Annotated in this window: 18 protein-coding genes and 1 tRNA gene; 9 read left to right on the top strand and 10 right to left on the bottom strand. The window is 69.8% G+C overall.

Features of this window, described 5'->3' with window-relative positions; translation table 11 throughout:
* The first annotated feature begins 52 nt into the window (after positions 1–52).
* The 3 genes from LR394_RS27085 to LR394_RS27075 all read left to right on the top strand — a co-directional run bounded on the left by LR394_RS27085 (position 53) and on the right by LR394_RS27075 (position 3074).
* On the top strand, positions 53–715 hold the full coding sequence (locus LR394_RS27085) for an ACT domain-containing protein (protein ID WP_231447227.1): 663 nt from the start codon (positions 53–55) through the stop codon (positions 713–715).
* A gap of 42 nt (positions 716–757) precedes the next feature.
* A complete protein-coding gene (locus tag LR394_RS27080; RefSeq protein WP_231447225.1) occupies positions 758–1327 on the top strand; it encodes a histidine phosphatase family protein in 570 nt (189 codons plus the stop codon).
* Between the two features lie 85 nt (positions 1328–1412).
* Complete coding sequence (locus tag LR394_RS27075) at positions 1413–3074, top strand: long-chain fatty acid--CoA ligase (RefSeq protein ID WP_231447223.1); 1662 nt, start codon at positions 1413–1415, stop codon at positions 3072–3074.
* Here LR394_RS27075 and LR394_RS27070 read toward each other — a convergent pair.
* A complete protein-coding gene (locus LR394_RS27070) occupies positions 3071–4618 on the bottom strand; it encodes an LCP family protein (protein ID WP_231447222.1) in 1548 nt (515 codons plus the stop codon). The two genes, LR394_RS27075 and LR394_RS27070, sit on opposite strands and share 4 nt — an antisense overlap.
* A gap of 231 nt (positions 4619–4849) precedes the next feature.
* Positions 4850–7066, bottom strand: coding sequence for an LCP family glycopolymer transferase (locus tag LR394_RS43245; protein ID WP_231447220.1), 2217 nt, complete (start codon positions 7064–7066; stop codon positions 4850–4852).
* A gap of 353 nt (positions 7067–7419) precedes the next feature.
* On the opposite strand from LR394_RS43245, the gene LR394_RS27060 reads away from it, so the two are divergent.
* Together LR394_RS27060 and LR394_RS27055 are read left to right on the top strand one after the other, a co-directional pair.
* Positions 7420–7510 (top strand) — tRNA-Ser (locus LR394_RS27060).
* 611 nt (positions 7511–8121) lie between these two features.
* On the top strand, positions 8122–9273 hold the full coding sequence (locus LR394_RS27055) for a RodZ family helix-turn-helix domain-containing protein (RefSeq protein ID WP_231447217.1): 1152 nt from the start codon (positions 8122–8124) through the stop codon (positions 9271–9273).
* A gap of 6 nt (positions 9274–9279) precedes the next feature.
* On the opposite strand, the gene LR394_RS27050 is transcribed toward LR394_RS27055, so the two are convergent.
* The 5 genes from LR394_RS27050 to LR394_RS27030 form a co-directional block, all read right to left on the bottom strand.
* On the bottom strand, positions 9280–11085 hold the full coding sequence (locus LR394_RS27050; protein ID WP_231447462.1) for a phosphoenolpyruvate carboxykinase (GTP): 1806 nt from the start codon (positions 11083–11085) through the stop codon (positions 9280–9282).
* 391 nt (positions 11086–11476) lie between these two features.
* A complete protein-coding gene (locus tag LR394_RS27045) occupies positions 11477–12751 on the bottom strand; it encodes an ABC transporter permease (protein ID WP_231447214.1) in 1275 nt (424 codons plus the stop codon).
* Positions 12748–13632, bottom strand: a complete 885-nt coding sequence (locus LR394_RS27040; protein WP_231447212.1) for an ABC transporter ATP-binding protein — start codon at positions 13630–13632, stop codon at positions 12748–12750. The genes LR394_RS27045 and LR394_RS27040 overlap by 4 nt, the downstream gene beginning before the upstream one ends.
* A 156-nt stretch (positions 13633–13788) precedes the next feature.
* Positions 13789–14472: a response regulator gene (locus LR394_RS27035; RefSeq protein ID WP_231447210.1), complete on the bottom strand. Its 684-nt coding sequence runs from the start codon at positions 14470–14472 to the stop codon at positions 13789–13791.
* 3 nt (positions 14473–14475) lie between these two features.
* Complete coding sequence (locus LR394_RS27030; protein WP_231447208.1) at positions 14476–15795, bottom strand: sensor histidine kinase; 1320 nt, start codon at positions 15793–15795, stop codon at positions 14476–14478.
* A gap of 24 nt (positions 15796–15819) precedes the next feature.
* Between LR394_RS27030 and LR394_RS27025 the strand changes: the two genes are divergently transcribed.
* Positions 15820–16602, top strand: coding sequence for an IclR family transcriptional regulator domain-containing protein (locus LR394_RS27025; protein WP_231447206.1), 783 nt, complete (start codon positions 15820–15822; stop codon positions 16600–16602).
* Here LR394_RS27025 and LR394_RS27020 read toward each other — a convergent pair.
* Entirely contained in the window at positions 16568–17734 is a 1167-nt protein-coding gene (locus LR394_RS27020; protein WP_231447203.1) for a hypothetical protein, read from the bottom strand. The genes LR394_RS27025 and LR394_RS27020 overlap by 35 nt on opposite strands.
* 191 nt (positions 17735–17925) lie before the next feature.
* Here LR394_RS27020 and LR394_RS27015 point away from each other — a divergent pair, with 191 nt between their 5' ends.
* Genes LR394_RS27015 through LR394_RS27005 form a run of 3 tightly spaced genes read left to right on the top strand, consistent with a single transcriptional unit; the run spans position 17926 to position 20353 of the window.
* Entirely contained in the window at positions 17926–19071 is a 1146-nt protein-coding gene (locus LR394_RS27015; RefSeq protein ID WP_231447201.1) for a thiolase family protein, read from the top strand.
* Entirely contained in the window at positions 19068–19727 is a 660-nt protein-coding gene (locus tag LR394_RS27010; protein ID WP_231447199.1) for a 3-oxoacid CoA-transferase subunit A, read from the top strand. The genes LR394_RS27015 and LR394_RS27010 overlap by 4 nt, the downstream gene beginning before the upstream one ends.
* Positions 19727–20353, top strand: a complete 627-nt coding sequence (locus tag LR394_RS27005) for a 3-oxoacid CoA-transferase subunit B (protein ID WP_231447197.1) — start codon at positions 19727–19729, stop codon at positions 20351–20353. Before LR394_RS27010 ends, LR394_RS27005 begins: the two co-directional genes overlap by 1 nt.
* On the opposite strand, the gene LR394_RS27000 is transcribed toward LR394_RS27005, so the two are convergent.
* Positions 20346–21248, bottom strand: a complete 903-nt coding sequence (locus LR394_RS27000; RefSeq protein ID WP_231447195.1) for a DUF2510 domain-containing protein — start codon at positions 21246–21248, stop codon at positions 20346–20348. The genes LR394_RS27005 and LR394_RS27000 overlap by 8 nt on opposite strands.
* A gap of 135 nt (positions 21249–21383) precedes the next feature.
* Complete coding sequence (locus tag LR394_RS26995; protein ID WP_231447192.1) at positions 21384–22280, bottom strand: LysR family transcriptional regulator; 897 nt, start codon at positions 22278–22280, stop codon at positions 21384–21386.
* Positions 22281–22335: the final 55 nt, after the last annotated feature.

The raw sequence follows: 22335 nt of genomic DNA, 5'->3' as shown, positions 1-22335 counted from the left end.
ACCCGCGCCCGTGTGGAATTCTGTTCGTCTGCTGGTGACTGGGAGGTCAGATTTGCTCGCGCGGATTCGGTTCAGCATCCCGGACCGGCCCGGTGCCCTGGGCCGGGTCACCTCGGCGATCGGCTCGGCCGGGGCCGACATCGCGCAGATCGACGTGCTGGAGAGCGAGTCCGGCCGGGCCTTGGACGACGTGTTCGTCCGGGTCCGCGACGTGCCTCACCTGCAGCGGATCTCGGCGCAGCTGGCTGCCCTGGCCGGGGTGGACGTCACCGGTGTGCAGCATCCCGCGCCCCCGGTCACCGGGCACGCCGACCTGGGCCTGATCGACCAGGTGCTCACCCGGCCCGAGCGCGGTCTGCAGACGCTGGTGGACGGGGCCCCGCACTGCTTCGGGGCGGACTGGGCGGCACTGGTGGAGTACGGGCCGGACCTGGCGACGGTGAACGCGGTGCTGACGGTCAGCGTGGCCAGCCCGGGGCCGGAGCAGGTGGTGCTGACCTCGCCGCTGCGGCTGGCCAGCGTCCGGATGATCGCGCCGGGCGCACCCGAGCCGTTCAGCGGCACCGCGCTGGTCCCGATCGGCCCCGGCCCGCTGGCGCTGGTGCTGGTGCGCTCGCACGGCCTGGACTTCCACCGTTCGGAGCTGTGGCGGGTCGGGCAGGTTGGCCAGATCGTCGGCACGGTGCTGGTCCGGTCTGAGGCTCCGACCGGCTGACTGATCAGGCCCTTGTTACCTGGCCGTGTGAAGATCACGCCCGTGACCTCGAACGAACCCGAACTCTGGCTGATCCGGCACGGCCTGACCGAGTGGGCCCGCGACCGGCGGCACACCGGCCGCAGCGACATCCCGCTGCGGCCCGAGGGCGAGGCGGCCGCCGCCGAGCTGGCGCCCCGTCTGGCCGGGGTGCACTTCGACCTGCAGCTGGCCAGCCCGTTGCAGCGCGCCTGGCACACCGCCGAGCTGGCCGGGCTCGACCCCAAGGCCGAACCGGACGCCCTGGAGTGGGACTACGGCCAGTACGAGGGCATCACCACCGCGCAGATCCAGGAGCAGGTGCCCGGCTGGTCGATCTGGACCGCATCGGTGCCCGGCGGGGAGACCCTGGCGCAGGTGGCCGCCCGGGCCGACACGGTGATCGAGCGGGTGCGGCAGGCGGCGCCGACCCGCGCCGTGCTGGTGGCCCACGCGCACTACCTGCGGATTCTGGCCGCCCGCTGGATCGGCCAGGACCCGGCGCTGGCCGCCCATTTGTCGCTGCGGACCTCGACGCTCAGCGTGCTGGCCTGGGATCGTGGGAGGCCGGTCATCGATCGGTGGAACAGCTGATCTCCGCGCTTGCGGAAACCGGCCTCCGGTCCTGACCGTTGGGTTACACGCCGATGTGTCCCACGTCACGACGAGGTGATTTCGCATGCGCAGCACGATGCAGAACGTCCCCCTGCTGACCTCCCGGATTATCGATTACGCAGGAGACGTCTATCCCGGTTCGGAAGTGGTGACCTGGGGGGCCGACGGCCCGCGCCGGTCGTCCTTCACCGACGTGGCCAAGGACTGCCGCCGGCTGGCCAACGCCCTGCGCACGCTGGGCATCGACGGTGACCAGCGGGTCGGCTCGTTCATGTGGAACAACGAGGAGCACCTGGAGCTGTACCTCGGGGTCCCGGCCGCCGGGGCAGTGCTGCACACGATCAACATCCGGCTCTTCCCGCAGCAGATGGTCTACGTGGTCAACCACGCCGAGGACAAGGTCATCTTCGTCGACAACTCGCTGGCCCAGCCGTTCTCGGCGCTGCTCGAGCACACCCCCACGGTGGAGCACGTGGTGGTCAACGGGCCGGTGCCGGACGAGGTGAAACAGGCGCTGGCCGGCGGCGGTAAACGCCAGGTGCACGACTACCGGCAACTGCTGGACGCCCAGCCCGACACCTTCGCGTGGCCGGAGGTGGACGAGAACGACGGCACGCTGATGTGTTACACCTCCGGCACCACCGGGCACCCGAAGGGCGTGGTCTACTCCCACCGCTCGAACCTGCTGCACGCCACCTTCTGCGCCGGCGCCAACGGCCTGGGCCTGACCCAGTCCGCGCGGGCCCTGGCCATCGTCCCGCTCTTCCACGCCAACGCCTGGGGCCTGGCCTACGCCGCGATGATGGCCGGCTCCAGCCTGATCATGCCCGACCGGTTCCTGCAGCCCGAGCCGCTGGCCCGGATGATCGAGAGCGAGAAGGTGACCTGCGGGGGTGCGGTGCCCACGCTGATGACCGGGCTGCTGGAGTACCTGGACGGGCACCCGGAGACGGACGTCAGCAGCCTCGACCGGGTGATCATCGGCGGCTCGGCCTGCCCGCCGGCGCTGATGCACGCCTTCCACGACCGGTACGACGTCACCGTGCTGCACGGCTGGGGGATGACCGAGACGTCACCGCTGGGCACGGTCGCGATCGCCCCGGTCGGGGTGGAGGGCGAGGAGTACTGGAACTACCGGCACAGCCAGGGCCGGCTCGCGCTGCACGTGGAGGCCCGGCTGGTCGGCCCGGACGGCGCGGTGCAGCCCTGGGACGGCGAGGCGGTCGGCGAGATCGAGGTGCGCGGGCCCTGGGTGACCGGCTCGTACTACCGCGACGACGACGCTGCCTCGGCCGAGAAGTTCGACGAGGGCTGGCTGCGCACCGGAGACGTCGGCAGCCTGACCGCGGACGGCTACCTGACCATCAGCGACCGGGCGAAGGACGTGATCAAGTCCGGCGGGGAGTGGATCAGCTCGATCGACCTGGAGAACGAGCTGATGGCGCACCCGGGCGTGCGCGAGGCCAGCGTGGTCGGGGTGCCGGACGAGAAGTGGGGTGAGCGCCCGCTGGCGATCGTGGTGCCGGTCGAGGGGCAGACGCCCGCGGTCGAGGACCTGCGCAGCTTCCTGCAGGACCGGGTGGCCCGCTGGCAGGTGCCCGAGCGCTGGGCCTTCGTCACCGAGGTGCCCAAGACCAGTGTGGGCAAGTTCGACAAGAAGACGCTGCGGGCCCGTTACGCCGAAGGTTCCCTTTCGGTGGTGCAGGTCGAGCGGACCAGCGCCTAACAGACGGCCGTCACGTCCTGGGCCTTGTTCGGGTTCGCCGCCCGGGGGGCCCGGGGCTTGGCCGAGGGTGAGCTCGGGGCGGGTTGCCGGCCGGCCCGCTCCGAGCTGGCGATCGCCCGGTTCACCAGCTTCTGCACCTTCCCGAAGTCCGGGTAGGCCACGTCCACCACATCCTTGGTGAACGGCAGGCTGGTCACCTTGCCGCCCTGCACCCGCTTGCTCAGCTCGACCCAGGCGTCCAGGTCGCGCAGCGGGATCCCGGTGGTGATGTTGCGTTTGGCCGCCCGGGCCAGCTGAGGGAACTGCAGGGCCACGGTGACCGGATCGACCTGGCCGACGAACGCCCCGATCACGCAGCGCTGGCGCTGCATCCGGCTGTAGTCGTCGGTGGACCAGCGCGAGCGGGCGAACCAGAGGGTGTGGTAGCCGTCCAGCAACTGGTTCTCCCCGACCTCGATCCAGCCGCCGGTGGCCACGTGGTAGATCGGCGAGCCGAGGGTGCTGTCCCCGCCGATCGGCAGCCGCTCGCGCACGTTCACCCGCAGCCCGCCGATCGCGTTCACGAACTCGGCGAAACCCTTCAGGTTCAGCATCGCGTAGGTGTCGATCTTCAGGCCGGTCGCGCCCTCGATCGCGTCCTGGGTGGCCGCCAGACCGGGGTTCTTGTACCCCTCGTAGCCCGAGCCGTCCTGCTCGGCCCAGGTCCAGACCGCGTTCAGCAGGCACTCGTCACCGCAGTCGAAGCCGTCCGGCCAGGCGGTGTTGCCGGGGGTGCCGAACGGGAAGGGCACGTTCTCCAGGTTGCGCGGCAGGCTGAACAGCACGGTGTTGCCCGAGTAGGTGTCCACGCTGGCCACGATCATCGTGTCGGGCCGCACCCCGATCCGGGACTCGCCGGCGTCCGAGCCGATCAGCAGCACGTTCACCCGCGGCACCCCGGCCCACGGGTCGGCCTTGGAGGTGTCGCTCAGCGCGGTGCTGGTCTCGGCGTCCACCGTGTCCTGGAACACCGTGTCCACCAGGTCGCGGCCGATCAGCGCGTACCGCCCGGCCTCGTAGGCGGGCAGCGCCACTCCGGTGATCAGGGCCACCACCAGCACTACGGAGAACAGTCGCTGCCCCAGCCCGAGCCGGGCGTAGCGGCGCAGCTGGGTGTGGGTGAGCACGATCGCCACCACCCAGAGCACGGCGATCACCCCGATCGTGATGGTCACCAGCAGTAGCCGTTCGGGGGCGACGACCAGGGCCTGCACCCGGTCCAGCGGATCCCCGTCGATCGCCAGCCAGCCCAGCGCCAGCAGCCCGGCCGCGCTCAGGCCGAGCAGGAAGCCACCGGCCCGGCGCCAGCCCGCGGCCAGCAGCCCCAGGCCGGGCAGCAGCGAGCCGAGGATGGTCCAGCTGAGCACCCAGGAGAAGCCCTGGCCGCGGGTGGTGGCATGCGAGCCGCGGCGGCCGGTGGAGATCACCGGGGCGCCGGGGACGTCGTCGCGCCCTGCTTTGCCGGACAGCAACCGGCCGGTGGCGCGCTGACGGACGTCGGACATTCCACCCCTAGGTCGCGTTCTGAGAGCCATCCCTACCGCGGGGCACTCGGTGGCCGCCTGGGACCGCGCCGCGCGCACTGAGCCGTGAGTATGCCCGCGCAGCAGCCCGTCTCGGGGACATTGGACGCCTGCGACGCACCTCGGGCGGCCACTTGTGTGCGAGCGGAGGACGCAAACGCACCGGTCGGCCGATGCAAGCATCGGCCGACCGGTGGAGGGTGGAGCGGGGTTCTAGCAGACCTGGCTGACGTCCTGCGCGTTCTCCGGGTCCTTGGTCTTGGCCTCGTCCGGCGTGGTGTCCTTCTTGCCGGAGTCGGCCTTGTCCTCGGTGCTGGTCCCGGCCGAGGCCGAGGCCTGGGGCTCGGAGGTGGCGGCCTTCTTCTTCTGCCCGGCCTTCTCGGACTTCGCGTTCGCCTTCTCGACCTTCTCGCGCATCAGGTCGAAGTCGGGGTTGACGGTGGTGCCGCCGACCGCCGCGTTGTCGAACGAGAGGCTGGTGACCTTGGCCTTCTGCACCCGGGTGGCCAGTTCCACCCAGGCCTGGATCTCGTCCTGGGGGATACCGGTCTGCATGTTCTTCTGCAGTGCCTTGGCGATCTTGGTCCAGTTGGCGGCGATGGTGACCGGGTCGGCCTGCTCGGTGACGGCCGCGATCGTGCAGCGCTGGCGGCGCATCCGGTCGTAGTCGTCGGTGCTCCAGCGCGAGCGGGCGAACCAGAGGGCGTCGTGCCCGTTCAGCTTCTGGTCCATCCCCTCCTCGATCCAGCCGCCGGTGGCCACCTTGTTGTTCGAGTTGCCGCCGATCGGCAGCTTCTCGTACACGTTCACCCGGACGCCGCCGATGGCGTCGATGAAGTCGGCGAAGCCCTCGAGGTTGAGCATCGCGTAGCTGTCGATCTCCAGGCCGAGGGTGCCGGTGACGGCGTCCTCGGTGGCCCGCAGGCCCTTGTTCTTCACATCGCTGTAGTAGGAGGCCCCGTCGGTCTCGGCCCACTGCCAGATCGCGTTGATCATGCACTCGGCGCCCGGCCCGCGCTCGGGGCAGTAGTAGCCGTCCGGCCAGGCTTCGGCGCCACCGGTGCCCTCCTTGAAGGGCACCCGCTGCAGGCTTCGGGGCAGGCTGTAGAGCACGGTGTTCCCGGTGGCCGGGTGGATGCTGGCCACGATCAGGGTGTCGGGGCGGATACCGGTCCGGTTGGCTCCGGCGTCGGAGCCGATCAGCAGCACGTTGACCCGGTCGGTGCCGGCCCACGGGTCGGCGGCCGAGGAGTCGGGCTTGGCGTCGTCGGCGTCGACGTCCCCGTCGCCGCCGAACAACTCGGTGACCAGCTCGCGCTGCACCAGCGCGTAGTCGCCGACGGTGTAGGTGGGCACACCCACGCCGACCAGCAGGGCGGCCACGACCACCCAGCTGAACAGCTTCTGAGTGCTGTCGAGGGTGGCGTAGCGGCGCAACTGGCTGTTGGTGAGCAAGATCACCAGCGCCCAGAGCACCCCGACCACGACCGCGACCACGGCCAGGATGAGCAGCTTCTTCGGGTCGACGGCGAACGAGACCCCGCGCTTGAGGATGTCACCGCTCAGCGCCCAGACCGCGACGGCTGCGGCGGCCACGGCCAGGCCGGCCAGGACGGCGGCCCCGAGCCGGCGCCAGCCGGCCGCGATCAGGCCCAGACCGGGGATCAGCGCACCGAGGATGGTCCAGGCCACCACCCAGGAAAAGCCCTGGCCGTAAGTAGTGGCGTGGCTGCCGCGGCGGTCTCCGTCGTCCAGCGGCGGGGGCACTGCGGATGCGGCCTGGCGGCTCTGGGAGCGGCTCGGGCCACTGCGTTCTTCGGCGGGGTAATCGTCGCGACCGCGGGAGTCTTCGCGGTTGTCTCCGCGGCTGCGGGAGCGCGGGTCGAAGCCACCGCTTGCGCCGCGATCGCCCGGCCGCGGGTCATAGCCGCCGTTGCCACTCTCGCGAGCGCTGGGCCTGGGGTCGTATCCGCCGTTGCCGCCGCGGTTGCTGGGCCGGGGGTCGTACCCGCCGTTACCGCCGCGGTTGCTGGGGCGCGGGTCATAGCCACCGTTGCCGCCGCTCGCGCCCCGGTCATCCGGGCGCGGGTCATAGCCGCCGCTGTTACTGCGGGCCTCGGGCCGTGGGTCATAGCCACCGTTGCCACTGCGGCTGCTGGGCCGGGGGTCGTACCCGCCAGCGCCGCTGCGGCTGCTGGGCCTGGGGTCATAACCACCGCTCGCGCCCCGGTTGCCCGGGCGCGGGTCGTACCCGCCGTTGCCGCCGCGGTTGCTGGGGCGCGGGTCGTAACCACCGCGCTCGTCGCGGTTGTCGTACTGCCCCTCGCGACCGTCCGAGCCGCCCTGAGAGTAACCGGATCCCTGCGCGCCGTAGTTCTGCTCGGCGTCGGATCGTCGTGGGCGTCGCGAGAAGGGCTCGACCTGCGTCACCCACGTCTCCTGCCGGTGTGAAGTGTTTCTCAATGAATGAGTTGCCGGTGCTGCACGCACTACCGCTTCCAGCCTTCTGCTTCGCTGCAGAAGGCCAAATCGTTACCGCATCCCGGCCGCGCCGTAGGCCACATGGGCAAATCGTTACCCACAGGACACGGGCTGATTCGCACCGTATACAACTGATATGCGCGAATCCGACCTGGAGCTAACAATAAAGCTCTTGGCTGTGTTGGCTACCCGGTCCTGGGTGATTCACCCCGATCGGGCGTCCGAATCCGCCTCGACACGGCGCGCCCGAGTATCGGCTTTGCCCCGGACCGGGCTCGACCGGTAGCCTTGCCGCATCACGGGGAGGCGTCGCCTAGTCCGGTCTATGGCGCCCGCCTGCTAAGCGGGTTTGGGGGTTATTCCCCATCGCGAGTTCAAATCTCGCCGCCTCCGCGGTCCGAAAGGGCCCTGCGGCCAGCGATCAAGCTGGTCACAGGGCCCTTTTCGTTTTGCCCTCAACGGCCGGCGGTGGGCAGGGAGTGGGGGCGTGAGGCAGTTGGAGGTCGGGGGCTGCAGTGGACTGAGGTGGTTGTAGGCGTTCGGGGCGGTGCCTTGGCGGAGATAGGACCAGGTTCACGAGCTGGCCGGGGCGTGCTGGAGCGGGTTTACCGGCGGTGTGAGCTGTAGGGGCTCGGCGGTGCGGTGCGGGTTTGCCATGGGTGCGAGTTGGGGCCTTGGGGGGCTGGGGATGGCTCGAGCGGTGCCTCGTTGGGCTCGAAATGGACTCAAGATGAGCAGTGGCTGGCCTGGAAGCGGGGCCGATTGAGCTAGCGGTCGTTCCGGTGGGGATGGGAACAACGGGTGGGTGGTGAGTCGGAACCGGGATGACCGGGGGCGGGCTTGCGGTGGGCTTGAGGTGAGGTTGTGGTCGGTTCGGGGGATGGTGAATGCACCCGTTCGGCCGAGTGGGTGGTCCGGGATGCGCGCTTAGTCGGCCTCGTGGTCGGATGGGGCGGCAGGGTCGTAAGTCACGATCGAGTCACAGCATCCGGAGGTGCTCCCTTATGCGTCCCGCTCGGCCGAAGGTGAACCGGAACCTGGCGCTGGGGGTGGGGCTGGCCGTGTCGGCCTGTCTGGTGGCCGCCGGCTGCGGAGACGGCTCGGCCGAGATCGCAGGACCGCAGGCTCAGGAGAGCCCGGCCACCCAAGCGGGCCCGGCCGATCAGGGGAGCCCGGAGAGCCAGCCCAGCCAAGAACCCTCGGCCGACCCGAACGCCAGCCCGAACGCCGATACGAACACCGACCCGAGCACCGCGCCCAGCGCCAGCGCGCAGGGCACGCAGGGAACAGACACGGACGGCACTGAGGCGAGCCCGCAAGCGTCCTCAAGCAACCCGGCCGACCCCAGCGCAACTGCCACCCAGGAACTCCCCCGCGGCGGCACCGAACTCTTCCCCCGCTACCGCCTGGTGGGCTACTCCGGCGGCGCGGCCGAGGCCTTCGGCCGGCTCGGAGTCGGCGACATGCAGGCCCGGGTCGACGAGATCGAGAAGCTGGGCAAGAAGTACGACGGCGACGGCCGCGAGGCCCAGCCGGTGCTCGAGCTGATCGCCACCGTGGTGCAGGCCTCGCCGGGCAAGGACAAGATGCACCGGGCCCGTACCAGCGACGCCGAGATCGGGCGCTACCTGAAGGTGGCCCGCCAGAACAAGGCGCTGCTCCTGCTGAATATCCAGCCCGGCCGGGCCGACTTCCTCACCGAGGTCAAGGCGATGAGCCGCTGGCTGGAGGAGCCCGACGTGGGTCTGGCCCTGGACCCGGAGTGGGCGGTGGGCAAGAAGGAGACGCCCGGGCGGGTCTACGGGCATACCAGTGCGGCCGAGCTGAACCAGGTCTCGCTCTGGCTGGACGAGTTCGTGGCCGAGAAACAGCTGCCGCAGAAGCCTTTCATCGTGCACCAGCTGGCCTCGCGGATCATCAGCGACGTGCCCGAGCTGCGCCCCCGCAAGAATCTGGCCTTCGTGATCAGCGTGGACGGCATCGGCGCCCGTAAGGACAAGGAAGACACCTGGCGCACCCTGGTCAAGCCGCTGCCCGAGGGGATCCACACCGGGTTCAAGCTGTTCTTCGAGGAGGACCGGGAACACGGCAAGCTGATGACCCCCGAGCAGGTGCTCAAGCTCAAGCCGCGCCCCGGCTACGTCCTCTACGAATGAGCCTTGTTACAGGCCCAGCCGGGCCTTCAGCCCGTCCAGCTCGGTGAGCAGCGAGGTCGGCGTTTTCTCACCGATCTTGTCGAACCACTCCTGGATCAGCGGGATCTCGGCCTTCCACTCCTCCGCGTCGACGTGCACGGCCTGGGCCAGTTCGGCCTCGGAGAGCGAAAGTCCTTCCAGATCGAGTGATCCGGGCGCCGGAACGTGCCCGATCGGGGTCTCGACCGCGGCCGCGTTGCCCTCCAGACGGTCCACCACCCACTTCAGCACCCGGCTGTTCTCACCGAAGCCCGGCCAGAGGAAGCCACCGTCGGCGTCGCGCCGGAACCAGTTGACGTAGAAGATCTTCGGCAGCTTGTCGGCGTCGGCGCCCTTACCCACGTCGATCCAGTGCTGGAAGTAGTCGCCGGCGTTGTAGCCGATGAACGGCAGCATGGCCATCGGGTCGCGCCGCACCACGCCGACCGCACCGGTCGCCGCCGCGGTCGTCTCCGACGAAAGGGTCGCGCCCATGAACGTGCCGTGGGTCCAGTCCCGCGACTCGGTCACCAGCGGGATGGTGGTCTTGCGGCGGCCGCCGAAGAGGATCGCCGAGATCGGTACGCCCTGCGGGTCGTCGTACTCCGGGGCCAGGATCGGGCAGTTGCGGATCGGTGTGCAGAAGCGCGAGTTCGGGTGCGACGACAGCGTTCCGGAGGAGGGCGTCCAGTCGTTGCCGTGCCAGTCGGTCAGATGCGCCGGCGCCTCGGGCGTCATGCCCTCCCACCACACGTCACCGTCGTCGGTCAGCGCCACGTTGGTGAACACCGAGCCGCCCGCGTCGATCGCCCGCATGGCGTTGGGGTTGGTGTCCCAGCCGGTGCCCGGAGCCACGCCGAACAGGCCGTTCTCGGGGTTGGTGGCCCACAGCCGGCCGTCCTTGCCGAACCGCATCCAGGCGATGTCGTCGCCCAGGGTCTCGACCTTCCAGCCCGGGATCGTCGGCTCCAGCATGGCCAGGTTGGTCTTGCCGCAGGCGCTGGGGAAGGCTGCCGCGATGTACTTCACCGTGCCGGTGGGAGAGGTCAGCTTCAGGATCAGCATGTGCTCGGCCAGCCAGCCCTCGTCGCGAGCCATCACCGAGGCGATCCGCAGCGAGTAACACTTCTTGCCCAGCAGTGCGTTTCCGCCGTAACCGGAGCCGAACGACTGGATCTCGCGGGCCTCGGGGAACTGCACGATGTACTTGGTGTCGTTGCAGGGCCAGGCCACATCCGCCTGCCCGGGCTCGAGCGGGGCGCCGATCGAGTGCATGGCCGGCACGTAGTCGGCCGTCTCACCCATCTTCTCGAGCACCCGGGTGCCGGTCTTGGCCATCACGTTCATCGAGACCACCACGTACGGCGAGTCGGTGATCTCCACCCCGAACATCGGCTTTTCGGCATCGAGATGGCCCATCACGAAGGGGATCACGTACATCGTGCGGCCCTTCATGCAGCCGCGGTACAGGTCCTTCATGATGGCCCGCATCTCGCCCGGGTCCATCCAGTTGTTGGTCGGGCCGGCGTCCGCCTCGTCCACCGAGCAGATGAAGGTGCGGTCCTCGACCCGGGCCACGTCGGTCGGGTCCGAGGCGCACCAGTACGAGTTGGGCTTCTTGGCCAGCTTCACGAAAGTGCCTGCGGCCACCAGCTCATCGATCAACTGCTGGTGCTGCCCGGCCGAACCGTCGATCCAGACCACCCGGTCGGGCGTGGTCAGCGCGGCCGTCTCGGCCACCCAGGCCAGCATCTGCGGGTGCGTGGTGGGGGCTTCGGCCAAGGTTTCGGTCATGGTCACGGGGACTGCCTTTCCTCGTGGAATAGCGCCGGGTTGCACGGCTCTGCACGGTTCTTCATCGATCTGCGCGGATCTGCACTTCTCGGCATCGACAGCGTCCGGCCGGCCCGCCCCACCTGCCGGGAGGCAGGGCAAAGGAGAACAACTACGAGCCGTAACCGGAACGTCGTTGTCCGCGGGGTTTTCTTCACGTTACCTGTCCGGACAGGTGTTGTGAACCTGTCCGGACATAAGAATCGGTGACGGTCTTCACACCGCTCTGACGTGCCCAAACCCTTGCGCAAGGACTTTCCGGGGCGCTGCAAGATCTTGCCGCGCCGGTGACAGAACCGGGCATGCAGAAGGGCCCGCCACCACGATCGGTGACGGGCCCCTCAATCGAAGCTCAGCGCAGGGCGGGCTGCTTCTCCTTCTTCCAGGCCGCCGCGATCGAGGTCTTGGTGCTGGTGCGCAGCAGCGAGCCCTCGTACAGCCGGGCGGCGAAGGTGATCAGCAGCGCCCCGGTGGCCGCGATGATCCCCAGCGAGATCAGCGCCTCCCACCACGCCGCGTCCCCGATCATCAGCCGGCGCGGCATGCTCAGCGGCGACGTGAACGGCACGTAGGAAAGGATTTTCAGCGGGGTACCGGGGTCGGTGATGTAGATAGCGGCGAAGAACGGCACGGCCAGCACCAGCTGCAGCGGCATCGTGGTGGACTGCAGATCCTCCTGCCGGGCGGCCAGGGCTCCGGAGGCGGCCCAGACGCAGGCCAGCATCAGGAAGCCCAGGGCGAAGAAGAGCAGGAACCAGCCCCCGGAGCTCAGCAGCAGGCCGGCGGCCTCGCTCTGCCCGGTCGCGCTGGCGGTGGCCAGGCCGATCGCCAGCAGCAGGGCCACTTGACCGAGCGCCAGAATGCCGTTGCCCAGCACCTTTCCGGCCAGCAGGATCCGCACCGGGGTGGCCGCCACCAGGATCTCGATCACCCGGCTCTGCTTCTCCTCGACCACGCTCTGGGCAATGGTCAGGCCGAAGGTGAGGGCGGTGAAGTAGAACAGCAGAGCGAAGGCGAGGCTCAGCACCATGGCCACACCCTCGTTCTCGCTCGTCCCCTCCAGCAGCCGCTCCGACGGGGGCGCGATCTCCTGCAGCGCGGTGATCGCCTCGGCCGGCACCCCGGCCTCCTGCAGCACGGCCTGGGTCTGCGCGGACTGGAAGGAAAGGCTGATCAGCGTGCTCAGGTCACCGTCCACCGAACTGCCGCCGACGATCTCCAGCGTGCCGTCGGCCTTTTCGACCAGCGCCGCGTCCGCGCTCTCGGTGCGCACCAGGTCGGTGGCCGCGTCTGCGGTATCGGCCTCCACCAAGGTCAGCTCGGCCGCCGGTAGGCCGGTCTCGCCGCTGCGGGTCAGGAGGTTGTCGTCGTCGACCTCGTCGGCCTTGATCGCGTCGGCGCCGTTCTGGCGGGCCACCTCGGCGATCTGACCGGCGGAGGAACCGGACACCGCGAGGCGGTACTTCGGGTGGTCGTCCCCGCCCAGGAACAGGGCCGGGATGATGATGCTCAGCGCCACCAGGGCCAGCATCACCAGGCTGGAGATGATGAAGGCCTTGTCCCGCAGCTTCGTGCTCATCTCGCGTCCGGCGATCAGCCGGATCATCTCGGTGCCGGACTGGTTCACTTGGCCACCTCCCGGTAGATGTCGGCCAGGGCCGGGATCACCCGGCTGAATTCGTGCACCGCGCCGCGCTGCATCGCGGTGGCCAGCAACTGCTGGTCGTGCGAGACGTCGGGCAGTTCGACCAGCGCCTGGCGGCCGTCCACGTCGAGCACCTCAAGACCGGGCACATCGCGCAGCCAGCCCGCGTCCTCACCGAGCACCAGCCGGAACCGGGCCCCGGCCCGCTCGTGCCGCAGCTCGCTGACCGTGCCCCGGGCGACCACGCCGCCGCCGGCCACGATCACCAGGTCGTCGCAGATCCGCTCGACCAGGTCGAGCTGGTGGCTGGAGAACAGCACCGGCACCCCACCGGCCGCGCTGGTGCGCAGGATCGCGGTCATCGTGTCCACGGTGATCGGGTCCAGGCCGCTGAACGGCTCGTCCAGCACCAGCAGCACCGGGTCGTGGATCAGCGCCGCGGCCACCTGCACCCGCTGCTGGTTACCCAGCGACAGCGACTCCAGCTTGTCCTTCATCCGCTCGCCCAGGCCGAGCTGCTCGAGCAGTTCGGCGGCCTTGCGGCGGGCCTCGGCCGCGCCCACCCCGTGCAGCCGGGCCAGGAAGACCAGCTGGTCGAGCGGGTTCATCTTGGGATACAGCCCACGCTCCTCGGGCATGTACCCGAAGTGCCGGCGGGCCTCCCGGTCGGCGGTCTGGCCCTTCCAGCGCACGGCTCCGGAGTCCGGGGCCAGCACACCGAGGATGATCCGCATCGTGGTGGTCTTGCCGGCGCCGTTCGATCCGACGAAACCGGTCAGCCGGCCCGGCTCGACGCTGAACGAGATGCCGTCCAGAACCCGGCGACCGTCGAACGAACGACTGATGCCGTCCAGCTCAAGCATGATCCGCGCTCCTGTTGGTGAGGAGTTCTCCTGACCCCTAGAAGCTATGCCGCAGGACGATCACCGCACGTCCGGCGCGCGACGGAACCCGACCGTCATCCTGGCGACGGATCTGCACCCGACGCGCGCACAACGTCCTCAAACAGAGGACGTTTGTCAGCGCGGTTGGTCTCCGGGAGTCACCACACCCGTCTCGTAGGCGAACACCACCGCCTGGATCCGGTCCCGCAACCCGAGCTTGGCCAGGATCCGCGACACGTGCGTCTTCACCGTGGCCTCGCCGACGAACAGCTGCTTGGCCATCTCCGCATTGCTCGAGCCGGTGGCCAGCAGCCGCAGGATGTCCCACTCCCGCTCGGTCAGCTGATCGAGCAGGTCGGGCCGCTGCACCACGCCGGAACGCACCGCGAACCGGTCCAGCAGCCGCCGGGTGAGTTCGGGCGCCAGCATCGCATCGCCGCGGACCACGATCCGGATCGCGTTGATCAGGTCCTCCGGAGTGGCGTTCTTCAGCAGGAACCCGGCCGCCCCGGCCTGCAGCGCCTCGAACAGGTAGTCCTCCCGGTCGAAGGTGGTCAGGATGACCACCTTGGCCGTCGAGTTCTGGGTGATCTCGCGGGTGGCGGTGAGCCCGTCGGTGCCCGGCATCTGCACGTCCATCAGGATCACGTCCGGCTGGTACCGGGCCGCCCGGGCGATCGCCTCGGCCCCGTTCGAGGCCTCGCCCACCACCTCCAGCCCGGGCTCGGTGGACAAGATCATCCGGAATCCCGCCCGCATCAGCTCCTGGTCGTCGGCCAGCATTACCCGGATCGGGGGCTGCGGCGTCTCTTCGTCCATCACTCACTTCACCGCCGTCTTCTCGACCGTCTCCGAAACTACCTGTCGTACCAGCGGAATCCGCGCGCGAACCCGATATCCGCCGTCCGGCCGGGGGCCGATCTCCAGGGTGCCGCCGTGCAGTTCCACTCGTTCCCGCATCCCCACCTGGCCCAGACCGGAACCCCGACTGCCGGGCAGTGCTACCCCGCGTCCGTTGTCCACCAGTTCCAGCTCCACCGCTTGCTCGAGATACCGTAGCCGAGCGTCAATTCGGGACGCCCCGGCGTGCTTGAGTGCGTTGGTCAGGGCTTCCTGAGCGATCCGGTAGACCGACACGCTCACGGCCGCAGTGAGCGGAACCGGCTCGCCGATCACCGTGAACTGCGTTGCCAGGCCGGGGTTCGCGGGGTGCTCCAGCAGTTGTTCCAGGGCGTCAACACCAGGGGACGGGGTGGTGGCCTTGGTCTCGTCGGTCTCGGTGTCGCGCAGCACGACGAGCAGTCGACGCATCTCCTCGACCGCCGTGCGACCGGAATCCTCGATCACGCCCAGGGTTTGGCGGGTGAGCTCGGGATCGCGGTCCAGCACCCGGCGGGCCGCCCCGGCCTGGACCCCCATCAGGCTGACGTGGTGGGCGACCACGTCGTGCAGTTCCCGGGCGATCCGGACCCGCTCGGCCAGCACTGCGCGGCGGGCACTTTCGTCTCGCTCGCGGGCCAGTTCCAGGGTGCGCTGCTGCAGTTGCTCCTCCTGCCGGGCCCGGTTCCACGAGGCGTCACCGAAGTACCAGGCGGCGGCGAAGAACAGCATGTTGAAGAGCGTGCTGTAGAGCACGGCCGCGATCTCCGGCGGGATCGGCCCACCGTGCGGCTCGTCGCCGAATGCCCCCTCGCTCTCGGCCCAGAAAGTGGCGCTGATCGCGTAGAACAGCCAGCAGAACATCGCCACCACGACCAGAATCCGCACCACGGTGCCGATCCGTCGCTCCCGGCTCCAGGCACCTACCGTGTAGAGCGCGCTGAACAGGGCGATCGAGCTCATCGTGCCCTCGATGATGGCCCGCGACTGCATGCCGATGAAGGCCACCGACACGGTCAGCAGCACCGCGACCGGGTAGCGCCGGCGCAGGCACAGCGGCAGCGAAACCGCCAGCGACCAGAGCACGGCCTCGGTCACCGAGATCTTGAGCGGGTCGTCGTCCCCGCTGGAGATGCTCCGGGCCAGGAACGTGCTCAGCACCGTGGAGGCGGCGAGCATCAGGCCGGTGGCCAGGTCCCACCGTTGCTGCCGGAGGGTCGGGGCCGGTCTGACGTAGTCGTCGGGATCGTCCATGACCTTCATACCTGCAGCGTAGGCTGCCCGGTCATGAGCACGGACCCTGGTACGCGGGCCGAGAGCCTGCAGTCCCTGACCCGGGGTCTGGCGGTGATCAAATGCTTCGACGCCGAGCACGCCGACCTGAGCCTGTCCGACGTGGCCCGGCGCTCCGGTACCTCGCGCGCCACCGCCCGGCGGATCCTGCACACGCTGGAGGATCTGGGGTACGTGCGGCTGCGCGACGGTCGCTTCTCGCTGACCCCTCGGTTGCTCGAGTTGGGCGGTGCTTATCTGGCTTCCTCGTCGTTGCCGGCGCTGGCCCGGCCGCACCTGTCCGACCTGACGGCGGCCTGCGATGAGTCCAGCTCGCTGTCCGAGCTGGACGGCGACGAGATCGTCTACGTAGCGCGGGTGGAGCGGCGCCGGATCATGTCGGTGGCGATCGGATTAGGGACGCGGTTCCCCGCCTACGCGACGTCGATGGGACGGGTACTGCTAGCGGGTCAGCCGGCTGAGTGGGCGGCCGAGTATGTCTCGCGGGTAGAGCTGGTGGGGCTTACGGCTCGAACAATTGTGGACGGGGAAGAGCTGCGGGCCGAGCTGGAGCGGGTTCGCGACCAGGGGTGGTGCCTGGTCGACGAGGAGCTCGAGCCCGGCCTGCGTTCGATCGCCGCACCGGTACGCGACGCCGACGGCCGGGTGGTGGCCGCGGTCAACGTCTCGACCACCACCCGGCGCAGCGTTCCCGAGATTCGTGCGCAACTGCTCGGGCCGTTGCTGGAGTGCGCCCGCGAGATCAATACAGATCTGGCGTCGCTGCGCGGTCGATGAGCCGGATCGACCCGGCCTCCCGCTCGGCCCGGGCCCGGGTGTCCTGCCGGATCCGGGCGTCCAGCTCGGCCAGGCCGGCCTGTTCCTCCTCGGTCGGCTGGTAGGGCTCCAGCTCGTCCGGGCGGAACAGCCTCAGGCTTTGATCCACGTGAATCACCGCCACCAGTTCCGACGTCCGCAGGTACCCCACCCGTCCGAACTGCTGGTCGGGAGTGCGCACCACCGTGCCGGTGGCCGGCTCCGGGTGATCACCGTCCCAGCCCAGCTCACGCAGCTGCTGCTCGAGCAGGCGGTCCTCGTCGGTACGCAGCCGCCAGGCCGGCAGCGGGCTCTGCGGATCCGGGAAGGCGTCCAGCAGCAGGGCGGTGGCCCGGGCGTGGATCTGGCTGGATCCGGCGAAGCTGCTGCGGTGGACCTGGCCGTCGGGGGTGTGCAGGGTCAGGGTGTGCTGCTCGGGCAGGTCGTCGCGGTAGTCGGCGGCGCCGGTCCGGCCCTCGCCCAGCCCGGTCCACAGGTCGATGTCGACGATCTGCGGGTCGCTCAGGTCGGAGCGGGGCACCAGTCCCTCGGCAGTGGCCCCGGCCTCGGTGTCCAGCCGGTACACCCGGACCCCGCTGGAGCGCTGCCGGAGTCCGCGCCAGCTCTGGGTACGCAGGTCGGCCTTTTCGGCCTCGATCCATTCCAGCAGGTCGGCCGCGGGCTGCGGAACGTGCGTGACGTCCTCCGGGCGGTGCAGGCTCAGGCCGTTCGGGCGCAGGTAGACCATCACCTCGTCGCGGCTGTCGGTGAAGCCCTTGACCCAGCCCTGATCGACTCCGACCTGGACCACGGCGTCGATCTGCATCCACTCGGGCAGCTGGGCCGGGGTGTGCTCGGCGGCGCCGGGGCGGAACTCCTCCAGGGCCCGCTCGTACCGGGTGCGGGTGGTGTACTCGAATTCCGGGCTGTCGGCGCTCGGCCGGGCCGCCAGGATCAGCGCGGCCTCGTGCGCCAGGAGCTGCGAGTAGTCGAACCGCAGACCGGTGGTCAGCAGCGCGAAACGGTCGGTGAGGTAGGTGACGCCGGCGATCCGGGCACTGAGGCGGTAACGGCCGTCCGGTTCGTCGAGAAGGTCGATCTTCACTTCGGTCACGAGAGCACCCATGGTCATCGCAGGGACGTATCTGCGCAGAACTCTGCCGTGCTTCGCGCCGCCGGTGGGGTTCCGGGAACGTGTGTGTCTTCACAAGCCGGGACGCCTCGGGCGTAGTCGGGTCGGATGTCGCGGCCTACGCTGTTCTCAGGACGCACGAGCGTTCGATCAGCGAACACCGGAGGTCGAGGATGCCCGCCGCGTACATCTACCGGACCCGGCGCACGCCGTTCGGCCGCTTCAACGGGGCTCTGGCCGAGGTCCGGCCCGACGATCTGGCCGCTCAGGTGGTCGGCGACGTGCTCGCCGGGGTGGACGGCGCCCGGGTGGACGAGATCGTGCTGGGCAACGCCAACGGCGCCGGTGAGGACACCCGCAACGTGGCCCGGATGGCCGGGCTGCTGGCCGGGCTACCGGTCTCGGTGCCGGCCGTGACGGTGAACCGGCTGTGCGGCTCCGGGCTGGACGCGGTGATGCTGGCCTCCCGTTCGATCGAGACCGGCGACGCCGAGATGGTGGTCGCAGGCGGCGTGGAGTCGATGACCCGGGCGCCCTGGGTGATGATGAAACCGGTACCGGCGCGCGACGCCACGCTGGTCTCGACCACGCTGGGCTGGCGGCTGGTCAACCAGAAGCTGCCGGCCGAGTGGACGGTCTCGCTCGGCGAGGCGAACGAGCAGCTGCAGGAACGGTTCTCGATCAGCCGGGAACGCCAGGACGAGTTCGCCCTGCGCTCGCACCGGCTGGCCCAGCAGGCCTGGGACGAGGGCTTCTACGACGAGCTGGTCACGCCGGTGGGGGAGCTGGCCCGGGACGAAGGCATCCGCGCCTCGTCCAGCCTGGAGAAGCTGGCCTCGCTGAAGCCGGTGTTCCGGCCCGGCGGCACGATCACCGCGGCCAACGCCTCGCCGCTGAACGACGGTGCCAGCGCGGTGCTGGTCGGGTCCGACCGGATCGGCCTGGTGCCGCAGGCCCGGATTGCCGGCCGGGCCGCTCATGCCTGCGAGCCGCAGATGTTCGGGTACGCACCGGTGGTGGCCGCCGAAAAGGCCTTGAAGCGGGCCGGTATCGGGTGGTCCGACGTCGGGGCGGTCGAGCTCAACGAGGCCTTCGCGGTGCAGGCGCTGGCCTGTATCGACGCCTGGGATGTGGACCCGGAGATCGTGAACCTGCGCGGCGGGGCGATCGCGATCGGTCATCCGCTCGGTGCCTCGGGCGGCCGGCTGGTCGGCACGCTGGCCGCGATCCTGGCCGAGCGGGGCGAACGCTGGGGTGTCGCGGCGATCTGCATCGGCGTCGGGCAGGCCTTGGCCGTGGTGCTGGAGAACGTGCAATGACGGCCACCGAGTACCCCGACCCCGATCAGGCCGTGGCCGGTATCGCCGACGGGGCAACGGTTGCGATCGGCGGCTTCGGCTCGGCCGGGCAGCCGGTCGAGCTGATCGACGCCCTGCGCCGCAGCGGCCCGCGCGAGTTGACCGTGGTCAGCAACAACGCCGGGAACGGGGACTTCGGCCTGGCCGCGTTGCTGGCCGCCGGGCGGGTGCGCAAGGTGATCTGCTCGTTCCCCCGCCAGAGCGACTCCTACGTGTTCGACGAGCTGTACCGGTCCGGCCGGATCGAGCTCGAGGTGGTCCCGCAGGGCAATCTGGCTGAGCGGCTACGGGCGGCCGGGGCCGGGATCGGTGCGTTCTTCTGTCCTACCGGGGTGGGTACAGCGCTGGCCGAGGGCAAGGAACAGCGCACCATCGACGGCCGGGATTACCTGCTGGAGTATCCGATTCGCGCAGACGTGGCGCTGATCAAGGCGCACCGGGCCGATCGGATGGGCAACCTGGTCTACCGCAAGACCGCCCGCAACTTCGGCCCGGTGATGGCCACCGCCGCAAGGATCACGGTGGCGCAGGTCGGTCAGATTCTCGAGGCGGGCGCGATCGATCCGGAAGCGGTGGTCACGCCGGGCATTTTCGTGGATCGGCTGGTGACGGTCTGATGGGGCTGAGCAAGGACGAGCTGGCGGCTGCGGTGGCTCGGGACATCCCGGCCGGGGCCTACGTGAATCTCGGTATCGGGCAGCCCACCACGGTGGCCGATAACCTCCACCCGGAGAGCGGGGTGGTGCTGCACACCGAGAACGGCATGCTGGGCATGGGCCGGGCCGCGGTGGGCGAGGAAATCGATCCGGATCTGATCAACGCGGGCAAGATCGCGGTGACCGAGCCGCCCGGGGCCGCCTACTTCCACCACGCCGACAGCTTCGCCATGATGCGCGGCGGGCACCTGGACGTGTGTGTGCTCGGTGCCTTCCAGGTCTCGGCCCGCGGCGATCTGGCCAACTGGCACACCGGCGAGCCCGGCGCGATCCCGGCGGTGGGCGGGGCGATGGACCTGGCGATCGGGGCCAAGCAGGTGTTCGTGATGATGAGCCTGTTCACCCGGGACGGTCGGCCGAAACTGGTGCCCGAGTGCGGTTATCCGCTGACCGGTCGGCGTTGCGTGAACCGGGTGTACACCGAGTGCGCGGTGTTCGAGATCGAGGCGGACGGAGTTCGGGTGCGCGAGACGTACGGCATCTCGCTCACCGAACTCCGTGACCGCCTGGAGGTGGACCTCAGCTAGCGTTCTCGGCCTCGGCGCCCGCCGGGGCCGGCGGCAGATCGTAGACGTGCCCGGTCCAGGTCGAGCCGTCCCACCAGCGCAGCCGGCCTGCGTCCAGGTCGTCCTCTTCGCTCGGGCTGCTCAGGTGGTTCAGGCCGTTCTGGTCGCGGTACCAACCGGGCTGGTCCGGGGGCTCGGCCTCGAAGTCGTCGCGCAGGGCGATCCGGATCTCCCGGCGGGCCGGGCCGCGTGGGGCCGGTACCTCGGCCACCGGGCCCTCGAGCCGGCCGGCGATCCGCGGCAGGTGCGTGGTCGGGGCGTCCTCGGGCACCTCGAACAGCAGGGCCCCCGAACGCGGGTGCTCCAGGTAGTGGATCAGCTCGCCGAGAACCCACACCGCCACCGGGTCTTCGTCGGGGTTCTCCTCCCGCTCCACCACGGCCTCGGCCACGATCTTGCTCCACGGGAAGTGGATCATCGAGACCAGGCCCAGCTTCTCCTTGGCCACCGGCGTGGGGTGCTGCCCAGCCACCGGCGGGACCTCGTTGCTGATCGTCAGCAGCGCGTCGATCCCGTGCCCGGCGGCCAGGTCGAGGCAGGCCTCCAGCCGGGAACCGCGCAGCGGGCGGGGGCCGGTGCTCACCTCGACCAGGGCCCGCCAGCTCGTCTCGTCCGCCGTCACCTCGATCACCCCGTGCGGCAGGTGCTCGGAATCGCCCGTGGAGAAGGGCACTTCGACGAACGTCGTGATCCGCCCCTCCGGCGCCCCGAGCGGCTCGGTCAGAGCCCGCCCGAACCGCTCCACCGCGGTCATGGTGGCCAGCAGCACCGCGCTCGCCCGGCGCTCCTGCTCCACCTGTGAGGTGATGCCCGTGGTCGGGATCAGCCTCGCCTCGTGCCAACCAGTGTTCTTCATCCCCGCCCCCTCCCTGACAGATCAGGCTACCCGGCGTCAACCGGTCAGTACCGGCAGTCTGCCTCATCCGTCGATTACTGGCGAGAGCCGACCACTTCGGTCACTTTGGCCACAGATTCGCCCAGCCCGGCGTCCTCAATGCGGGTTTTGGCCGGAAACGAGCAGGTCGAGAATCAGTGCCAGCGGCGGCCATTCGGCTCGGCCCGCCCGGGTGACCGCATAGGCCTGCAGGACCACCCCGGGTTCGCTCAGCGGGATCAGGCTCACCCCGGGCCGCAGCGGGTGGTCGGCCGGCAGCAGGCCGATGCCCTGCCCGGCCAGGACCAGTTCCTGCACCAGGCCCAGACTGTCGGCCTGGTGCGCGATCCGGGGCTCGAAACCGGCCATCGAGGCCAGAGTTCGCACCGCGTCCTCGTCGGCGGTGTTGCGCGAGTTGACGATCCAGGGCTGCTCGGCCAGCGCTCGCACGGTCGCCAGCGAGGTGGGTCCGGCGGCCTGCGTCAGTGCGCTCGGGACGGCGATCGACCAGGGTGTCTGCCATAGCGAGAGCGAATGCAGGGCGCTGTCTTTGGGGCGGGGGGCCAGGTTGTAGTCGTAGACCAGGGCGAGGTCGATCTCGTCGGCGCCGACCATCGCCAGCGCCTCGATCGGCTCGAACTCGTGGATCAGAATCCGGACTTTGGGACGGGTTTCGGCCAGTTGGGTGACGATCGGCAGCAGCACCCGGCGGATCGCCGAGGCGAAGCCGCCCACCCGAACGGTGCCGGCCGGCTCGGCCGAAGGGTCGAGATCGGCGTGGGCCGCTTCTACCGCGGCCAGGATGGTGACGGCGTGCTCGGCCAGCCGGCGGCCCGCCGGAGTCAGGCGCACCCGGCGGCCGTCCGGTTCGATCAGCGCGATGCCGACCTCTCTGGCCAGGGCGGCGATCTGCTGCGAGACCGTGGACGTGGTGGTGTCCAGCTCGTCGGCCACCTCGCGCATCGAGCTCAGCCGGGACAGCTCGAGCAGGAATTGCAGGCGCCTGGTCTCCACCTCTTGATTGTCAATGAATGCTGAACGGTATGTCCACGATCGGCACGTGGACGCG

Origin of the sequence: Kineosporia babensis, assembly GCF_021129305.1 — a bacterium.
GTDB classification, from domain to species: Bacteria; Actinomycetota; Actinomycetes; order Actinomycetales; family Kineosporiaceae; genus Kineosporia; species Kineosporia babensis.
This window is presented reverse-complemented; position numbering and strand designations above follow the sequence as displayed.